This window comes from Desulfuromonas carbonis (genome assembly GCF_054658035.1).
Window position 1 is genome coordinate 81,152 of sequence record NZ_BAAHXR010000003.1, and the last position, 15,856, is coordinate 97,007.

The window sequence follows — 15,856 nt, forward strand, 5'->3', positions numbered from 1 at the left end:
TACTGACCGCCGGCCTGTTGAGGGAGGTTTGCTTGCGTTACTGCTGGTTGGTCCTGTTCGGTCTGCTGATTGCCGCCACTCCGGCTCCGGGAGCCGAAAGTTACCGGGTCGAACGACTCGCCGAGGGGGTCTTCGCCGCCATCGCCGTGGCCGGAAGTGACGCCACCTCCAATGCCTTTTTCGTGGTTGGCGACCAGTATGTCATCGCCGGCGGCGCCCACCTGTCCAAGGCGGGAGCGGCCGACCTCGTCAGCGCCATCGCCGGGGTCACCGACCTGCCGCTGCGCTATTTCATTCTTCCCCACCACCACCGCGGTTACACCGCCGTCGATTTCGACCTGCCGGCCGGCTGTGAGGCGGTGATGTCGGTCCAGACCTGGCAAATCCTCTCCAGCGAGGTCCGCTCCATCGAGTACCCGGCCCTCTTTTTCAGCGAGGGGCTTACCCTCAAGGCGGGAAAGGGGAAGACGGTGATCCTGACCAACCTCGGCAAGGGGCACGGCGACGGTGACACCCTGGTCTACCTTCCCGAGAGCAAAATCCTATTCCCCAGCGACCTGGTCTACGTTCACAGTGTCGGTTACATCGGCGACGGCCATATGACCGACTGGGTCCTGGCCCTCGAGTTCATGGCCCGCATGGAGATCAGCCAGGTCATTCCCGGCTTTGGTCCGGTCAGCAAGCCGGAGGTGATCCTGGAATTTCGCGACTATCTGAAAAGCTTTCTCTCCGAGGTGCTCAAACACCTGGAGCGCGGCGATTCGCTGGAAAAGACGGTCGCCGAGTTCGATCTTCCGGCCTACCGGGACTGGGCGGGCTACCAGCGCCTGACCCCGGCCAACATCCAGCGCGCTTATCTCGATTTGAAGGCGACGGTCCTGAACTGATCAGCCACCCCGCTCCTCCTCATGATAGGTCCTGCGGATCAGCAACAGCAGGACTCCCGCCAGGATCAACAGTCCCACCACCCCGGCCCCGAAGATCCGCCGCTGGTCCAGTTCGAGGCGGATCGCATCGGCAGCTTTCCGGACATCGCTCAACCTGGCCTGGACGGCGGCCGTTTTAGCGTGGACGACTTCGACCTTGACGGTATGAAAAAGGCGATGGAAGTCGTTGCGGGCAGCAAAGACCTGCCCTTCCATCTCCTGGGTGGCGATGCCGATCCGATGCAGATTCTGCAATTCGGTTTGCAGCCCGGAGATCATCCGGTCGGTTTCGACCACGGCCTTTTTCATCTCTTCGGCCCGACCGTACTCGTGGCAACGGCTGCAGTCCTTGGGATTGATCAAATCGGAACTGGCGCGCTGGATGGCGTGATTGCCGTGACAGGTGACGCACTGCGGCCCCCCCTTGCCAAGGGCCTGGCCGTGGGCACTGGCGAGATAATCTTCCTTGACCCCGATATGGCAGCGGCCACAGAAGTCCGGGATCGCCTCCGGCGCGGGAACCCCGAGAAAGCCACGCTGCGGACTCATCGCTTCCATCGACAGCAGGGTCGGGTCGCCGCCATGGCAGTCATTGCAGGCAATACCGTTCTGCTGGTGAACACTCCCCTGCCAGTCCTTGACCGGAGCGCCCAGTGCCCCCGGTTGTGGGGCATGACACTGGATGCAGCTGATCTCGGCAGCAAACGCTGGCGCGGGGAGAGCGAGGCCGGCGCCGAAAAGGAGAGCCGACAGGGCAAGGGCCAGAATGCGCTTGAACCGTATCATGACAGATGCCCCCAGATGGAGAGACCGACAAAGAGCAGAATGCCGAGCACGAAACAGGTGACAAAGAGCGGTCGCCGGGCCGGCCGCCGCTCGGCGCCGCGGTCGATAAAGGGGAGCAGGGCGAGAAAGGTCATGAATGCTCCCTGGGCGGCGAGTCCGGTCAACTTGGTCGGGAATATTTTCAGCGTCTGATAGGCCCAGAGGAAGTACCACTCGGGCTTGATATGGGCCGGAGTGCTGAAGGGGTCGGCGGGGACCAGCGCTTCCTCCGGCATGAAAAGCTGCGGGGCAAAGAAGACCACACTGCAGATCAGGGCGAGAAAGAAGCAGACCATCGCCCCATCTTCCACCGTGTAGTTGGGGAAGAAAGGGATGCCGCCGGGGTGCTCTTCGTGATGGAAATAGCCACCGACTTCGGCCGGCTTGGCTTCCGGTCCGAAGGGCGGCTGCGAGATGCCGATGCGCCGGACACAGAAGAGATGCAGACCGATGCCGGCGCCGAGCAGGAGGGGCATCCCCATGACATGCAGGGCGAAGAAGCGGCCGAGAGTCGGGTCCCCGACCGAAGTCCCCCCGCGCAAAAACTCGACCAGCCGGCCACCGATCACCGGCACGGTGCCGGCGGCATCGGTCGCGATGGTGGTCGCCCAGAAGGAGAGCTGGCTCCAGGGGAGGAGGTAGCCGGTCAGACAGAGCCCCATGCCGAGGTTGAAGAGGAGGAACCCGGAGAGCCAGGTGATTTCCCGCGGGCGCTTGTAGCTCCCCATGAACATGACCGACAACATGTGCAGCAGCAGAACCACGATGATCATGTTGGAGCCGACCATGTGCAGGTAGCGGATCAGCCAGCCATAGGGGATATCGTTCATGATGCGCACGACGCTCTCAAAGGCCTTGGTCGTATCGGGCACATAATAGATCAGCAGCAGGAAGCCGGTGGCGATCTGCAATCCGAACAGGGCCAGCAGCACCGAGCCGAGGCTGTACCAGACGTTGACATTCTTTGGCAGAAGATAGCCGCTGAGATTCTGTTCCAGCAGGTCGCGCACGCCGAGGCGAACGTCGACCCAGTCGACAACTTTCCTGACGAGGGGCATGACGGCTCCTATCCGACCAGCAACTGGTCACCCTGGATCTGCACAGCATAGGATTCGAGAGGTTTGGGGGGCGGTCCGGCCGTCACCTGGCCGTCGGGCGAATAGCGCCCGCCGTGGCAGGGGCAGAGGAAATCGCCCTTGTCCACCTCCCACTTGACGATACAGCCGAGGTGGGTGCAGACCGCTGTCAGGGCGATGAATTGTCCGGGCTGGGGTTGAACCACAACCGCCGGATGACCATGAAAGTTGAAGAAATGGGCGCCGCCAACTGGTACCTTGTCGCGGCCGATCGTTGTTTTGCCCCCCTCCCCCTCCCCCTTGGACGGGCTGAGGAAACGGAACTGGGGCCAGCCGGCAGCCCCGGCCAGGACGGCGCCGACACCACCGAGAATCACCGTCAGAAAGAAGCGTCGGCGTGCCGGCGAAACCTCCAGGTTGTCCATTGTACCTCCCGCTTTCAAATTCTTCCTGCCAGGGCCCTGCGGTTGCATTCACCGCCAAATCGCACTAGATTATAAACGGTGCTCGGCTCCTTTCAACCTGCGGGAAAGGATTCTGCCATGCCGACGACCGCCCTCTTCATCCTCGACCCCCCGGAACAGCTCGATCCCCCGACCGATACCAGCTTCGCCATCATGCGGGAAAGTTTGCGCCGGGGCCAGCAGGTCTTTGCCGCCACCCTCGACGACCTCCACCTTGCCACCGGGCAGTTGCAGGCAACGGCGCGCGAGGCCTGTTTTGCAGCGAACGGAAGCCTGGCGCCGGGGCCTGACCGGCGCCTGAACCTCGCGCGGGACGTCGATCTGGTCTGGATGCGCAAGGACCCACCGGTCGATCTCGCCTACCTGCACGCGACCTACCTGCTCGACTTCCTGCCGCCGCGGGTGTTGCAGATCAACCCGGCCGCCAGTTTGCGCAACCATTGCGAAAAACTGGCGCCGCTTCGATTCCCGGAGCTCTTCCCGCCAACGCTGGTCACCAGGTCGGTTTCGGAGCTGGCCGCCTTCGTTGCCGGCCACGGAGAGGTGGTCGTCAAACCGCTGGAGGAATGCAGCGGCAGGGGGATTGTCCTGCTGGCAAAGGGGGATTCGGGCCTGGCCAAGCGCCTGGCTGCGGCAACCGATCAGGGACGCCGCTTTGTTCAGGGGCAGCGATACCTTGATGGGGCCACGGAGGGGGACATCCGGATTCTGCTGCTGGGAGGTGAAATCCTTGGCTGGGTCCGCCGGCGACCGGCGGCGGGGGAGTTTCGTTCCAATATCAACGCCGGTGGCCACTGCGAGGCGGTTCCCCTCGGCGCGCGGGAGCGGGAAATCTGCGCCCAGGTCGGACCCTGGCTGCGGCAACGGGAAATCCACCTCGCCGGCATTGACCTGATCGACGGCTATCTGCTTGAAATCAACCTGACCAGCCCCTCCTGTCTGCGCGAAATGAACGACCTCAACGGCTGGCGGCTGGAAGAGGCCATCCTCGATTACGCGGAAGCACGGCTGGACCAGCGCGATCCTTGATATCGCCTTGGCAGCGCCAGCAATGCGGGGACCGCTCTTTAGCGGACCTGCGCCTGGACCGGGATACGCAGTTCGAGGGAGTGCGGGCTGGCCGCGCGGACGAAAAGGTAGCCGCTTAAGCGGGTGTCACCGGCGCCCGGCAAAACCTTGACCAGCAAGCGGGTCGACTCCCCGGGGGGGAGCGTCGAACGCTCGAGGGTGGCGCTCAGGGCCGGGACCGAGGCCTGTATCGCCTCCAGCTGGAGGGTTTCGGTCCCATGATTGGTGATCGTCAATTCGGCATTCGATTCGACGCCAGCAGCCAGGTTCGTAAGAACAAGTTGCGCCGGGTTAGCCGTCAGCCGCTCGAGGACTTCGCCGCTAAGGTTGAACCGGGCCTCGGGATGCGCGGGGTCATCGGTGTAAAGGTAGATGCTCTTGTTGACCCGTCCCCGGAACCGGGTCGAATCGAAGGAGGCCTTGATCTCCCCACTCTGGCCCGGCGGGATTGCCTTCTCCGAAACCAGGGCAGCGGTGCAACCGCAGGAACTGCGGACCTTTTCAATATTAAGGGTGGCATCACCGGCATTCCGGAACTGGTAAACGTGATCGACCCGGTCGCCCTGGTAGACCTGCCCGAAATCAAAATCCAGGTTCTCGACCATCAGCCTGGGGGCCGCGGCCAGAGAGGGCAACGGCAGGACCAGCAATAGCGCTGCGAATATCAACTTTTTCATCGGGGCACCTCGTAGCGAAACGAATAAATCCGGACTTGACTCCAAACCGATTTACCGCCGCGATCATAGCACAGCCCCCCCTGCTTGACCAGTCCGGGGAGGATTTGCGAATAAATTGACATAAATGCGGCATCTTGCTATAGAATATCGGCCAAATTCGACCTCCGACTCAAGCAAGGAACAGGCATGCCGGAAGCAAATTTCAAGCTCCTCTATTCACGCCAGGAGATCGCCGCCCAGGTTGCCCGCCTTGGTGCGGAAATCAGTCGCGATTTCCAGGGCCGCGAGCTCCTCATGGTCGGCGTTCTCAAGGGTTCGTTCCTCTTCTTCGCCGACCTGGTGCGCGCCATCGAAGTGCCGACGGTTATCGACTTCGTGCGCCTGGCGAGCTACGGCTCCGAAACCAAAAGCTCGGGAATCATCGAAATGCGCAAGGATCTCGAGCTCCCCATTGCCGGGAAGGATGTCATCATCGTCGAGGATATCGTCGACAGCGGCCTGACGCTGGAATCCCTCTATCATCGCCTGCTGCAGCGCAACCCGCGCAGCCTGAGTATCTGCACGCTGATCGACAAGCGCTGCCGACGGGAGGTCGATATTCAACCGGACTACGTCGGCATTGCCATCGACGACGGTTTCATTATCGGTTACGGGCTCGATTTTGATGAGCGGCACCGCAACCTTCCCGATATTTACCTGGTAGAAGGCGCCTGAATGACGCCCAGGGAGGCTTGAATGGTTATTGAATGCAGCGCCTGCCAGACCCGTTTCCGGCTGGCCGATGACAAGATCAAACCTCAGGGGACCAAGGTAAGGTGCTCCAAGTGCGGGGAGATTTTCACCGTCCTGCCACCGGAACCGGAGCTGACGAATGCTGCCGCGCCCGTCCCCGAACCGGCGCCCGCGACGGCCCCTGAACCCTCGGCGACGCCCCCCGGGAATACGGAAACGACGGATAGTTTCGACGACTGGAGCGATTTCGAAGCGACCGGGAATGAATCCCCCCCCCCGCCGCCGGCCGAGGATGAGTTTGCCGAGTTTGCGCCTGAAAATACGCATGACGACGGGGAAAGGTCCGGCGCCGCGATCGATGAAGCCTTCGACTTCACCCCCGCGGCGCCTGGGGCAACTGCTGATGCGGAAAATGATGAATTTATCTTCGTCGACGAGGGCGAGGAGGAGCCAACCCCTGCGACCGGGGGCGCGCCTGGCGTCGATGAATTTGCCTTCAGCGATGAACCCGGCAGGGCTGGCGATGACCTTCCCTTCGACGAGGGTGCAACCGCCGCCAGCGACGAGTTTGATTTCGCTGCCGGCGCCCCGCCGGCGCCGGAGGATTTTTCGTTCGGCGCAGAAGGTACGGAAGGAACCGCGCCTCTCCCTCCCCTGGAATTTGACTCCCTCTCATTTGACGATGCCCCACCGGCCGACGCTGGCAACGTCGATCTCGCCGGGGGCCTCGGAAGTGGCGTCAATGACGAACTCGCCTTCGAGGAGAGCGCGGAGGGGAGCATTGCCGACTTCTCTGCCGACGGCGAAGCAGACACCTTCTCCTGGGGTGAGAGCGAAGCGCCCGCAGTGGCACCGGACCGGTTCGCCTTCGGGGATAGCGCTCCCGACGAATTCGACTTCGGGGGGAGCAATGACTTCGCCGCAGACGAGGCGGGAACCGACGACCTCGACTTCAGTTCGGCCGACCTTGCCCCGGACGAACCTAGCCCGGCCGCAGCAGCGCCGGCGGCGGCGAAACCGGCACCGGCAGCTGCCGTGCCCCCGCCGGAAGACGATTCCCCGCCACGGCCGGCGGCGGTCAGGGCCAAGCCAACGCGGTCAAAGCATGCCCGCCGCAAGAAAAAGGGGGGAAGCGGAATCTTCACCTGGCTGCTGGTCCTTATTCTGCTCGGGCTGTGTGGCGCTACCGGCTATTACTACTGGCTCGGCCAGTTCCCGGATATTGACTTTCTGATCAAGCGGTTCCTGCCCCAGGAAACTGCCTCGCCAGCCGCAAGCCAGATCAAGGTCACCGATCCGAGCGGCATCTTTGTCAACAACCGTGAAGCCGGCCAGCTCTTTGTCATCCAGGGGCAGGCGGTCAACGGCTACAGCGAGCCCCGCTCGGCCCTGGCGGTCAAGGGACGCCTCTTCAACCGGAGCGGCGCCCTGCTGCGGGAGCAGACCGTTTTCTGCGGCAACGCCCTGTCGGAAAATGAGCTCAAGACCCTGCCCCTCGCCAAGCTCCGGGAGCGGACCGAAAACCAGTTCGGCGACTCCCTTTCCAACCTCAATGTGGGTCCGGGAAAGAGCATCCCCTTCACCATCGTCTTCAGCGACCTGCCCGCCGACCTCTCCGAATTCAATGTCGAGCCCGGGGACTCGATCGCGGGGAGCAAGCAGTAAGCGCAGCGCCTGTTTGCTCCCGAAACGCCGCAAGCCGCACCAATTGGTGCGGCTTGCGGCGTTTCGGGAGGGGAGGGAAAGCGGGCTAGGGGCCGGGACGCTTGCCATCCTTTTCACGATCGGGCGTTACATCGATCTCATTCGGATCCTGCACCGCCTTTTTAAAGCTGCGCAACCCCTTCCCCAGGGCACCACCGATCTCGGGAAGCTTGCCGGCTCCGAAAATGACCAGCACCAGAACGAGGATAATTATCAGTTCCGTAGAACCAAGTCCGAACATCGATCACCTCGGGGTTATTGCTGCAAAGCTGGACTGAAAAGTTTCCGGGGTGGCAGCAGCCACCCCGGAAGGGTCTTACTCAGGGCGCATCGATGGCATCAACGGGACAGGTGTCGACACAGGCGCCGCAATCGATGCAGGTCTCGGCATTGATGACACGGGCATCCCCCTGCTCGCTGATTGCCTCGACCGGGCAGACCGGCTCACAGGCGCCGCAGTTGATACATTCGGCATTAATGGTATAGGCCATTGGATTCACCTCCTCTGCCATAAGCTGGGATACGTTGTTTTGCAGTTTTCCGCATCCTACACGAATCGGGCGTTGCTGTCCACCCCCCGGGACCGCCGGCAAACCGATAAAAACCTTGCATTTCACTCCCCTTTCCGCTAGTCTTTTAAAACATTTTTTCCGGTTTTCCACAATACGCTTCCGGCACTTCCACTGCCCCGGCAGCGACTTGGCTGTCCCGAATCGGGCGGAAATAAAACATCTTTTCAGCACCTTCAGCACTCGGCATCAATATCACCAGAAAATTCGGAGGAGGTACTTTTTCAGTGGATATCCTTGCATTGAACTGCGGCAGTTCGTCAGTCAAATACCAGCTGTTTGACTGGAAACGCAAAGAGGTGATCGCCAAGGGGATGGTTGAACGGGTGACGATCGGCGATTCGTTCATCATCCACGAAGTTCCCGGGCGGGAGACGTACCGCGAAGAGTACGAATGTCCCGACCACAAGGTGGCCATTCACCTGATCATCAAGACCCTGACCAGCGAGCGCTATGGCGTCGTCACCGACATGAGCCAGATTTCTGCCGTCGGCCATCGTGTGGTGCACGGCGGCGAAAAGTTCGCCCGCTCGGTGATGATTGACGATTCGGTCCTCGATGCCATCAAGGAAGTTCAGCACCTCGCGCCGCTGCACAACCCTCCCAACATCTCCGGCATCGAGGCGGCCAAGGAGAACCTTCCCGACGTCCCCCACATCGCCATTTTCGACACCGCCTTTCACCAGACCATGCCGCGCCACGCCTTTATCTACCCCCTCCCCTACGAGTGGTACGAAAAACACAGCGTGCGGCGCTACGGTTTTCACGGCACCAGCCACCTCTACGTCTCCAAGCGGGCGGCGGTGCTCCTCGGCAAAGACCCCAGGGACTGCAACATCATCACCATGCACATCGGCAACGGGGTCTCCCATTCGGCGATCAAGGGGGGGGTCTCCGTCGATACCTCGATGGGCCTCACCCCCCTCGAAGGGGCGGTGATGGGGACCCGCTGCGGTGACATCGATCCGGCCATCCCGATGTTCATCCAGCAAAAAGAAGGCCTTTCTGCCAAGGAGCTCGACTCCATCCTCAACAAGAAGGCGGGAGTCCTCGGCGTCACCGGCCAGTACACCGACCGCCGCGACGTCATCGAGGGGGCGGATGCGGGCGATGAGCGCTGCAAGCTCTCCCTGGAGATTGAGGCCTACCGGCTGAAAAAGTACATTGGCTCCTATGCGGCGGCCCTCGGCGGCGTCGACGCCGTGGTCTTCACCGCCGGTGTCGGCGAGATGGGCTGGCTGATTCGCGAAATGGCCCTGGAAGGGCTCGAGTTCATGGGGATCATTCTCGACAAGGAGAAGAACCGCAACACCATGACCCGCAAACGCGAGAGCGTCATCACCACGCCGGAATCCCGGGTCAAGGTTTTCGTCATTCCCACCGACGAGGAGCTGGTCTTTACCGAAGATGTGGTGGCGATCCTCGAGGGGACCTATACCGACCACATGCATTTTTCCTATTCCTTCTCCGGTCCCGATTTCCAGCGGAAATAATCGGTCCGTTCCCTGATGCCCTACGCCAAAGAGGCCGGCGGCGCGCCGCCGGCCCCTTTATCTCCCAGGTTCACCCTGGCCCAAGACTGGATTTATGAGCATGCTCGGCATTGCAGAGATCGGCAGTTACATCCCGGAAAACCGGATTTCCAATTACGACCGCAAGGAACAGTTCGCCATCGATGACCAGTTCATCGAGGAGAAGATCGGCGTCAGGAGCGTCTCCCGCAAGGGGCCCGAGGAAGAGACTTCGGACCTCTGCCTGAAAGCCTACGCCGACCTCGAGGCCCGCAGCGGTCTGCGCCGGGAAGAGGTGGAGACGCTGGTCGTCGTCACCCAGAATCCCGACTTCACCATTCCCCACACCTCGGCGCTGGTGCATGGCCGGCTCGGCCTGGCGGAGAATTGTGCCTGTTTCGACATCTCCCTCGGCTGCAGCGGTTTTGTCTACGGGCTTTCCACCATCACCGCCTTCATGGCCGCCAACGGCCTGCGCAAGGGGGTCCTGATCACCGCCGACCCCTATTCCAAGGTGGTCAGCCCGGACGACAAGAACACCGCCCTCCTCTTCGGCGACGCCGCCGGCGCCACCCTGATCTCGAACGAGGCGCGCTTCGTTCCCGGACACTACACCTTTGGCACCCTGGGAAGCGAATTCGACAAGCTGATCGCCCGCGACGGCGTCCTCTTCATGAACGGCCGGGCGGTCTTCAACTTCGCCGCCAAGACCATCCCCCCCGATATTGAAAAGATGGCCGCCAAAAACGGCATCGCCATCGCCGACATTGATCGTTTCCTCTTCCACCAGGGGAGCAAGATCATCGTCGAGACCATCGCCCGCAAGCTCGGTGTCCCCCTGACCAAGGTCCCCTACGCAATCTGCGATTTCGGCAACAGCTGCGCCTCGACCATTCCACTGCTGCTGCAATCGGAACTGGCCGACCCGGCGGTGAAGACCATCGCCATCAGCGGCTTCGGCGTCGGCCTCTCCTGGGCCAGCGGCCTGCTGCGCCGCGTCGCCTGATCGACACCCCCAACTGAGCCGAAATTAAAGCGGCCGGCGGGAATCCCCGCCGGCCGCTTTTTATCTTGCAACTCACAAATGAATCTCCCCGCAGCAAGCTACGGGGTATCAAAAGTTTAGATTGATCGCTTTCATCGAAGCAAGCTTCGGGGAATTCGACCCACCTGAGATTCAAATTTCAAAATTCAAAATTGCCTTTCATCACCCCTGCGCCTGCACCGCGGTGATCGCCGCGACACTGATGATGTCCGCCACCGAGCAGCCACGGGAGAGGTCGTTGACCGGCTTGGCCAGGCCCTGGATGATCGGGCCGACCGCTTCGGCGCCGGCGAGGCGTTCTACCAGCTTGTAGCCGATATTGCCGGCGTCGAGGTCGGGGAAGATCAAGGTGTTCGCCTTGCCGGCGACCGACGAGCCGGGCGCCTTCTTGGCGCCGACCTTGGGGAGCAGAGCGGCATCGGCCTGCAGCTCGCCGTCGATCTGCAGCTCCGGGTCGAGCCCCTTGGCGATCTCCAGGGCCTTGAGGACCTTGTCGGCGTCGTCGTGCCTGGCGCTCCCCTTGGTCGAGAAGGAGAGCATTGCCACCCGCGCCTCGGCGCCGAGGAAGCTCTTGCAGCTGCGAGCGGTAGCGACGGCAATCTCCGCCAGCGCCTGGGCGTCGGGGTTCGGATTGACGGCGCAGTCGGCGAAGAGGATGGTGCCGTTCTCGCCGAACTCCGGGGTCCTGGTGACCATCAGGAAGACCGAGGAGACGGTCTTCATGCCGGGGGCGGTGCCGATCACCTGGAAGGCGGCACGCAGCACGTCGCCGGTGGTATTGAAAGCGCCGGCCACGGCGCCGCCGGCATCCCCGCGACGGACCATCATCGAGCCGAAATAGAGGTTGTCGTCCGCGGTCAGCAGGGCGCGGGCTTCGTCGCGGCTGAGCCCCTTCTTCTTGCGCAGCTCCACCAGTTCATCGATATAGCTTTCCAGCTGGGGGGCAGTCTTCGGATCGAGCAGGGTGACCCCGGCCAGCGAGGCTCCGAGCTCCTGGGCTTTTGCCGTGAGGGTCGCGGGATTGCCGAGCAGCACCACCCGGGCGAGACCATCACCGACGATCTGGCCGGCCGCTTCCACCATGCGGTCGTCGTACCCTTCCGGCAGGACCACGGTCTGCAGGTTGGTGCGGGCCTTGGCCTTGATCTGGTCAACTAAATGCATGACATTCTCCTCCAAAACGGGGTTTGAATAAGGCTTCTTTTATAACCGAAGGCCCGAATGCGGTCAACCCTTTTCCAGCCGTTGCCAAAGGGGCGATTGTTCGCTGGCCGCAGGGGGTTGGGATCATGTATAATGGCCCGGACCAAGCGCCCGGATCGAACCGGGCCCGTGCGGAGCCTATGGACCTCAATCACCGCGCCGATCCGTTGTTGATCGGCTTTTTGATCCTCTCGCTGCTGCTGCACCTGCTGCTGCTCTACCTGGTTCCTCGCCACAGCCTGCTGCCGGCGACGCCGGTTGACGAGCCGCCGGTGGTCGTCGAAATGCGCCCAACCCAGCCCCGGGAGCGGGAACTGGAGCTTCCCGAAACCCCCAACCAGCCGCGTACCAAACCGGCGCAACGGCTCGGTCCCAGCGACCAGCAGGTTGAGAAGGAGACCGCCCCCCGCGGCGCCGATTTCGAGGATCGCAAGCCCCAGACCCCGGCCCAACCACTTTCGCCCCGGCCGCAGACGCCAGCGACCCCGGCGCAACCAGTGACAACCGCCCCGGCCAAAACCGAACCGCACCCGGCCCAGTCGGAAACCGCCCCGGCCCCGGAAGCGCCCCTCCAGCCCAGCCCACCATCGCTGGAAAAATTGATCACCCTGCCCCAGAGTACCGCTGCCAGAACAGTGAATGAGGCACGGGAAAAAGCCCGGGAGGAAGTGGCCGAAGGAAACGCGGTCTGGCTCGACACCGAGCAGGACCTGCTCAATTCCTTCTTTCGCCGGCTCAAGGACGGTATCTACCGGGTCTGGAACTACCCGCCCCGCGCCGCCGAAGCGGGGCAGGAGGGGGTCTGCCTGCTGAAGATCACCTTCCGCCGCGACGGCACCGTCCTGAAGGTCGAGCTCAAGGAGAGTTCCGGCTCGCCGCTCCTCGACAATGAGGCGATCGCCGCCGTGCGCCGCGGCGGTCCCTATGGCGAACTCCCCCGCTCCTACAAAGAAGATCAGCTCAACGTCTTCGCCTTCTTCCGCTACAGCCTCCTGCGCTCCCACTCCACCCGCTTCGGCGACATCTTCGGCAACAACTGAAAAGGGCCCCTGACGGGGCCCTTCGGTTTTCAAGTACCCTGTAACTCATAGGATTTCGGAAGATTGCGCAGGGATTTTTCGTGTCAGCAAGGCATGATGTTCGCTGTCTAGCCATAGCTAAACAGCGAACACCAAAACGCAGCTGGCGCGAAAAATAACCAGCAAGACACGAAAGATTATGGGTTACTGGGTACTATGCATCTTCCCATTTCAGGATCGGATTGCGCGCCGCGCTCGTCTCGTCGAGACGCCGGGTGCGGGTCCGCACCGGCGCCGCGTGGAGAAGCTCGGGGTTCTCTTCCGCCTCGCGCGCGATGGCGAGCAGGGCGTCGCAGAACTCGTCGAGGACCTCCATGCATTCGGTCTCGGTCGGCTCGATCATGATCGCCCCCTTGACCACCAGCGGGAAGTAGATGGTCGGCGGGTGATAGCCATAGTCGATCAGCCGCTTGGCGAGGTCGAGGGTATGGCAGTCCCCTTTCAGGTCGCGATCGGAGAAGACGACCTCGTGCAGCGAGCGCTTGCGGTGCGGCAGGTGGAAGGCCCCCTCGAGGCGGGCGCGTACGTAGTTGGCGTTGAGGACGGCGAGCTCGCTGGCGCGGCGCAGGCCGGCTCCCCCCATTGCCAGGATATAGGCATAGGCGCGCACCATGATGCCGAAGTTGCCATAGAAAGAGCGCATTCGGCCGATCGACTGTGGACGGTCGCTGTCGAGACGGTAGCCGTCCTTTTCCTGCACCACCACCGGCGAGGGGAGAAAGGGTTCGAGGGCCGCGGTCACGCCGACCGGTCCGGACCCCGGTCCGCCGCCACCATGGGGGGTAGAGAAGGTCTTGTGCAAGTTGAAGTGCATGACGTCGATCCCCATGTCGCCGGGCCGGGCGATCCCCATCAGGGCGTTAAGGTTGGCGCCGTCGCAGTAGACGAGTCCCCCCTTGGCATGCACCACCGCGCAGATCTCGCGAATCTCCGACTCGAAGAGGCCGAGGGTGTTGGGGTTGGTCACCATCAGCGCCGCGACCTCGTCGTCCATCAGCGCCGTCACGGCGGCGGCCGAAAGGACCCCTTCGGAGGCGACCGGGACCACCTCGTAACCGCAGAGGGCCGCCGAAGCGGGATTGGTGCCGTGGGCGGTGTCGGGGATGATCACCTTGCGTCGCGCATTTCCCTGCGCTTCGTGCCAGGCCCGGATCATCAGCATCCCGGCCAGCTCACCGTGGGCACCGGCGGCCGGTTGCAAGGTCACCGCCGGAAAGCCGGAGATCTCGGCGAGCGCCTCCTGCAGCCGGCACATCAGCGCCAGCGCCCCCTGGGCGAGCTTTTCCGGGGTCTGCGGATGCACCCCGGCGAGACCGGGGAGCCGCGCCGCCACCTCATTGACCTTGGGGTTGTACTTCATGGTGCAGCTGCCGAGGGGATAGAGCCCGGAGTCGACCCCGTAGTTCCAGGTCGAGAGGCGCGTGAAGTGACGCACCACGTCGATCTCGGAGAGCTCGGGAAAGCCGGCCACGGCATCCCGCACCAGTTCCTTTGGCAGCTCGGCCGCGGGGACATCGAGGGGCGGAAGGCTGTAGCCGCGCCGACCGGGGTCGGAATGTTCAAAGAGGAGTTTTTCGTTCAGCACCAGGCCGCTGGTTCCCAGACTCTTCATGCCAGCACCTCCTGCAGCGCGGTGACCAGGGCATCGATCTCCTCACGGCGGTTCTGTTCGGTGACGCAGACCAGGATGCGGCGCTCGTCCGCGGCCCGGTAGCGGCCAAGGTCAACGCCGCCGAGGATGCTGCGCTCGGCGAGGGCGGCGAGAACGTCAGCGGCGGGGCGCGGCGTTTCGATGACAAATTCGTTAAAACTCGGTCCGGCAAAGGGGAGGGTCACTCCCGGCAGGGCAGCCAGCCCTTTCCGGGCGTAGGCCGCCTTGGCCAGGTTCTGCTGCGCCACCTCGCGAATACCGGCCTTGCCGAGGAGCGCCAGGTAGACAGTGACCATCAGGGCGCAAAGCCCCTGGTTGGAACAGATGTTGGAGGTCGCCTTTTCGCGCCGGATGTGCTGCTCGCGTGTCGCCAGGGTGAGGACGAAGCCGCGGTGGCCATCGCGATCGAGGGTCTGGCCGATGAGCCGCCCCGGCATGTTGCGCAGGAACTTCTGGCGCGCGGCGAAGAAGCCGACGCCGGGACCGCCATAGGAGACCGGGATGCCGAAACTCTGTCCCTCGCCGACGGCGATGTCGGCACCGAGTTCACCCGGCGACTTGAGCAGGCCAAGGGCGATCGGCTCGGCGGTAGCGCTGACCAGCAGCGCCCCGGCGCCATGGGCGATGGCAGCGAGACCGGCGAGGTCTTCGATGACGCCGAAGAAGTTCGGATAGCCGGCAACCAGCGCCGCGGTCTCGCCGTCGATCAAGGCAGCCAGCTGCGCCGCGTCGGTCCCCCCGGTGGTTGCACAGGGGACTTCCACCAGGTCGAGGCCGAGGTATTTGCCATAGGTGGTGACCGTCTGGCGGTAGTCGGGATGCAGACCGGCCGAGAGGATCACCTTGCGGCGCCGGGTGGCGCGGACCGCCAGCAGCACCGCTTCGGCACAGGCCGAGGCGCCGTCGTACATGGAGGCATTCGCCTGGTCCATGCCGGTCAGCTGGCAGATCAGCGTCTGGAACTCGAAGATCGCCTGCAGCGTCCCCTGGCTGATTTCGGGCTGGTAGGGGGTATAGGCGGTATAGAACTCACTGCGCGAGACCAGCTGGTCGACCACCGCCGGGATGAAATGATTGTAGGCGCCGCCGCCGAGAAAGGAGCTGTAATCGGCGGCGGTGGCATTTTGGGCAGCGAGACGCTGCAATTCGCGCAGCAGGTCGCTCTCGGCCAGGGCCGCGCCCAGTTGCAGCGGCCGCTGCAAGCGGACCGCGGGCGGGACCTCGCAGAAGAGGTCCTCGACGGAGGTGACGCCGATCGCCGCCAGCATCTGGCGCACGTCCTCCTCGGTATGGGGCAGGTAACGCATGGCAATCTCCCGGTAGAGG

Annotated in this window: 17 protein-coding genes; 7 read left to right on the forward strand and 10 right to left on the reverse strand. The window is 63.1% G+C overall.

Annotated elements, in window-relative coordinates:
* The first annotated feature begins 32 nt into the window (after positions 1-32).
* The gene (locus ACYQ8E_RS07355; protein ID WP_066727965.1) at positions 33-887 is read left to right on the forward strand and encodes an MBL fold metallo-hydrolase; all 855 of its coding nucleotides are present in this window, start codon (positions 33-35) and stop codon (positions 885-887) included.
* Here ACYQ8E_RS07355 and ACYQ8E_RS07360 read toward each other — a convergent pair whose 3' ends face one another.
* From ACYQ8E_RS07360 to ACYQ8E_RS07370, 3 genes are read right to left on the reverse strand one after another with little or no spacing between them, the layout of a single operon-like run.
* Complete coding sequence (locus ACYQ8E_RS07360) at positions 888-1,712, reverse strand: multiheme c-type cytochrome (protein ID WP_157471895.1); 825 nt, start codon at positions 1,710-1,712, stop codon at positions 888-890.
* A complete protein-coding gene (locus tag ACYQ8E_RS07365; protein ID WP_066727966.1) occupies positions 1,709-2,809 on the reverse strand; it encodes a cytochrome b in 1,101 nt (366 codons plus the stop codon). Before ACYQ8E_RS07365 ends, ACYQ8E_RS07360 begins: the two co-directional genes overlap by 4 nt.
* 8 nt (positions 2,810-2,817) lie before the next feature.
* The gene (locus ACYQ8E_RS07370) at positions 2,818-3,252 is read right to left on the reverse strand and encodes a ubiquinol-cytochrome c reductase iron-sulfur subunit (RefSeq protein WP_459860530.1); all 435 of its coding nucleotides are present in this window, start codon (positions 3,250-3,252) and stop codon (positions 2,818-2,820) included.
* A gap of 117 nt (positions 3,253-3,369) precedes the next feature.
* Between ACYQ8E_RS07370 and gshB the strand changes: the two genes are divergently transcribed.
* Positions 3,370-4,320: a glutathione synthase gene (gene gshB / locus ACYQ8E_RS07375; protein WP_066727968.1), complete on the forward strand. Its 951-nt coding sequence runs from the start codon at positions 3,370-3,372 to the stop codon at positions 4,318-4,320.
* 38 nt (positions 4,321-4,358) lie between these two features.
* Here the strand turns inward: gshB and ACYQ8E_RS07380 are convergent, their stop codons facing one another.
* Positions 4,359-5,036 (reverse strand): DUF1573 domain-containing protein, encoded by a 678-nt coding sequence (locus tag ACYQ8E_RS07380; protein ID WP_066727969.1) that lies wholly within the window; start codon positions 5,034-5,036, stop codon positions 4,359-4,361.
* Between the two features lie 186 nt (positions 5,037-5,222).
* On the opposite strand from ACYQ8E_RS07380, the gene hpt reads away from it, so the two are divergent.
* Both hpt and ACYQ8E_RS07390 read left to right on the forward strand, forming a co-directional pair.
* Positions 5,223-5,750, forward strand: a complete 528-nt coding sequence (gene hpt / locus ACYQ8E_RS07385) for a hypoxanthine phosphoribosyltransferase (protein WP_066727970.1) — start codon at positions 5,223-5,225, stop codon at positions 5,748-5,750.
* A 21-nt stretch (positions 5,751-5,771) separates the two neighbouring features.
* Entirely contained in the window at positions 5,772-7,433 is a 1,662-nt protein-coding gene (locus ACYQ8E_RS07390; RefSeq protein WP_459860533.1) for a zinc-ribbon domain-containing protein, read from the forward strand.
* 85 nt (positions 7,434-7,518) lie between these two features.
* On the opposite strand, the gene ACYQ8E_RS07395 is transcribed toward ACYQ8E_RS07390, so the two are convergent.
* From ACYQ8E_RS07395 to ACYQ8E_RS07405, 3 genes are all read right to left on the reverse strand, one after another.
* Positions 7,519-7,713 (reverse strand): twin-arginine translocase TatA/TatE family subunit, encoded by a 195-nt coding sequence (locus ACYQ8E_RS07395; protein ID WP_066727972.1) that lies wholly within the window; start codon positions 7,711-7,713, stop codon positions 7,519-7,521.
* Positions 7,714-7,792: 79 nt separating this feature from the next.
* Complete coding sequence (locus ACYQ8E_RS07400; RefSeq protein ID WP_066727973.1) at positions 7,793-7,963, reverse strand: ferredoxin family protein; 171 nt, start codon at positions 7,961-7,963, stop codon at positions 7,793-7,795.
* A 145-nt stretch (positions 7,964-8,108) separates the two neighbouring features.
* Complete coding sequence (locus ACYQ8E_RS07405) at positions 8,109-8,393, reverse strand: hypothetical protein (protein WP_231875434.1); 285 nt, start codon at positions 8,391-8,393, stop codon at positions 8,109-8,111.
* Here ACYQ8E_RS07405 and ACYQ8E_RS07410 point away from each other — a divergent pair.
* Complete coding sequence (locus ACYQ8E_RS07410; protein WP_231875425.1) at positions 8,275-9,534, forward strand: acetate kinase; 1,260 nt, start codon at positions 8,275-8,277, stop codon at positions 9,532-9,534. The two genes, ACYQ8E_RS07405 and ACYQ8E_RS07410, sit on opposite strands and share 119 nt — an antisense overlap.
* A 100-nt stretch (positions 9,535-9,634) precedes the next feature.
* On the forward strand, positions 9,635-10,558 hold the full coding sequence (locus ACYQ8E_RS07415; protein WP_066727975.1) for a 3-oxoacyl-ACP synthase III family protein: 924 nt from the start codon (positions 9,635-9,637) through the stop codon (positions 10,556-10,558).
* A gap of 201 nt (positions 10,559-10,759) precedes the next feature.
* On the opposite strand, the gene pta is transcribed toward ACYQ8E_RS07415, so the two are convergent.
* A complete protein-coding gene (gene pta, locus ACYQ8E_RS07420) occupies positions 10,760-11,761 on the reverse strand; it encodes a phosphate acetyltransferase (protein WP_066727976.1) in 1,002 nt (333 codons plus the stop codon).
* Positions 11,762-11,940: 179 nt separating this feature from the next.
* On the opposite strand from pta, the gene ACYQ8E_RS07425 reads away from it, so the two are divergent.
* Positions 11,941-12,840 (forward strand): energy transducer TonB, encoded by a 900-nt coding sequence (locus ACYQ8E_RS07425; RefSeq protein ID WP_066727977.1) that lies wholly within the window; start codon positions 11,941-11,943, stop codon positions 12,838-12,840.
* Between the two features lie 193 nt (positions 12,841-13,033).
* Here ACYQ8E_RS07425 and gcvPB read toward each other — a convergent pair whose 3' ends face one another.
* Together gcvPB and gcvPA are read right to left on the reverse strand one after the other, a co-directional pair.
* A complete protein-coding gene (gcvPB, locus tag ACYQ8E_RS07430) occupies positions 13,034-14,491 on the reverse strand; it encodes an aminomethyl-transferring glycine dehydrogenase subunit GcvPB (RefSeq protein ID WP_066727978.1) in 1,458 nt (485 codons plus the stop codon).
* On the reverse strand, positions 14,488-15,837 hold the full coding sequence (gcvPA, locus tag ACYQ8E_RS07435; protein ID WP_066727979.1) for an aminomethyl-transferring glycine dehydrogenase subunit GcvPA: 1,350 nt from the start codon (positions 15,835-15,837) through the stop codon (positions 14,488-14,490). Before gcvPA ends, gcvPB begins: the two co-directional genes overlap by 4 nt.
* Positions 15,838-15,856: the final 19 nt, after the last annotated feature.